General features: G+C 72.6%; 1 protein-coding gene and 1 pseudogene. One reads left to right on the forward strand and one right to left on the reverse strand.

Annotation, left to right across the window (positions count from 1 at the left end):
* Positions 1–335: 335 nt before the first annotated feature.
* Positions 336–1,394, forward strand: coding sequence for a DNA integrity scanning diadenylate cyclase DisA (gene disA / locus KS423_RS44195; RefSeq protein ID WP_224285322.1), 1,059 nt, complete (start codon positions 336–338; stop codon positions 1,392–1,394).
* 172 nt (positions 1,395–1,566) lie between these two features.
* Here disA and KS423_RS44200 read toward each other — a convergent pair.
* Positions 1,567–2,090 (reverse strand): annotated as a pseudogene (locus KS423_RS44200) (hypothetical protein); the annotation flags it as partial.

The raw sequence follows: 2,090 nt of genomic DNA on the forward strand, positions 1-2,090 counted from the left end.
AAGCCGCGCACCGAGCCCCGCGGTGAGGCACCGTCGGCGCCGCCGGCCCCGCGCTCCGCCCGGGCCGCGGACCGCCCGGCGGCGTACCCCGAGGAGCTGATGGACGGCTGGGAGCCGCTCGACTCCGACGAACTGCGCTGACCCAAGCCCTGCCGAAGCCACACGCAGTTAGACTTTCTCCAGTCTCATTGGCCAGAAGGCAGTACCGAGCGGTACTGAGCGACAGAGCAACAGACCGCGGACCGGCGCACGGCGCGAGGCACGGGGTCGACCGGAGGAGTCACGTGGCAGCCAGCGACCGGGGGGCGGACAAGGCCTCCCGCGAGGAGGCCCTGCTGCGGGCCTCCCTCACCGCCATCGCGCCCGGTACCGCGCTTCGTGACGGCCTGGAGCGGGTCCTGCGGGCCAACACCGGCGGTCTGATCGTGCTGGGCTTCGACAAGACCGTCGAGTCCGTGTGCACCGGCGGCTTCGTCCTGGACGTCGAGTTCAGCGCCACCCGGCTGCGCGAGCTGTGCAAGCTCGACGGCGCGGTGGTGCTCGACAAGGACATCACCAAGATCGTCCGGGCCGGCGTGCACCTGATGCCGGACTCGACCATCCCCACCGACGAGACCGGTACCCGCCACCGCACCGCCGAGCGGGTCAACCGGCAGACCGGCTACCCGGTGGTCGCGGTCTCGCACTCGATGCGGCTGATCGCGATGTACGTCAACGGCACCCGCCGGGTGCTGGAGGACTCCACCACCGTCCTGTCCCGCGCCAACCAGGCGCTGGCCACCCTGGAGCGCTACAAGCTGCGCCTGGACGAGGTGGCCGGCACGCTCTCCGCGCTGGAGATCGAGGACCTGGTGACGGTCCGGGACGTCACCGCCGTGGCCCAGCGCCTGGAGATGGTCCGGCTGATCGCCACCGAGATCGCCGGCTACGTGCTGGAGCTCGGCATCGACGGCCGGCTGCTCTCGCTCCAGCTGGACGAGCTGATCGCGGGCGTGGAGCCGGAGCGCGAGCTGGTCGCCCGGGACTACTTCCCGGAGCGGGCGGCCAAGAAGGGCCGGACGGTCACCGAGGTGCTGGCCGACCTGGAGGCGCTCACCCACGCCGAGCTGCTGGACCTCCAGACCGTCGCCAAGGCGCTCGGCTACTCGGGCTCGCCGGAGTCGCTGGACGCCGCCGTCTCGCCGCGCGGCTACCGCCTGCTGGCGAAGATCCCGCGCCTGCCCAACACGGTCATAGAGCGCCTGGTCGAGCACTTCGGCGGCCTCCAGAAGCTGCTCGCCGCGAGCATCGACGACCTGCAGACCGTCGAGGGCGTCGGTGAGACCCGTGCCCGCTCGGTCCGCGAGGGCCTGTCCCGCCTTGCCGAATCGTCCATCCTGGAGCGCTACGTCTGACCGGACGCGCAGCCGTACGGACGCCCGAACACGGCGACGGCCCCCGGGGAGCGAACGCCTCCCGGGGGCCGTCGCACGTCCGTACCGAGCCCCGGCCCGTACGTACCCGCGCCCGGACACGACGGAGCCCCCGGCCGTGCGGCCGGGGACTCCGGTGGAAGTTGACCGGTTCTCAGCTGTCCAGCCGGATCGAGGCCCGCGCCGAGACCTTGTCCCCGGAGAGTCCGGTGAGTTCCGCGAGGACCACGTAGGTGCCGCTCGCCGGCGGCGTCTGGTCGGCGGTCGCACACTGCGGCTTGCTGCGGCTGCGATCCCAGGTGAAGGTCTCGGTCTGGCTGCCGTTCGCGCCGAGCTGCACCCAGATGCCGCCCTTGTCGGCCGGGCAGTCGCCGGAGGACCAGACCCGGTCGTTGTTGCTGCCGCTCACCGTGATCACGGAGGCGGTGCGGCCCAGGTCCACCCGGCAGTTGGCGCCGGAGGAGTTCTTGACGGTCAGGGCCAGCCGGGGTTTGTCCTTGGGCTGGTACGAGTTCTGGGTGCCGGCCAGCTCCAGCGCCACCTGCGAGGAGGCGCAGACCGGCAGCGCCATGATCTCGGGGGTGTTCACCGCCGGAGCGCCGCCGCCCGTACCGCCGGAGCCGCCCGTACCACCACCCGTGCCGCCGCCGGTCGCCGGCGCGGCGCCGCCCCCGGGGG

It is taken from the genome of Streptomyces sp. LS1784 (assembly GCF_020103755.1).
In the GTDB taxonomy this organism is placed as follows: Bacteria; Actinomycetota; Actinomycetes; order Streptomycetales; family Streptomycetaceae; genus Kitasatospora.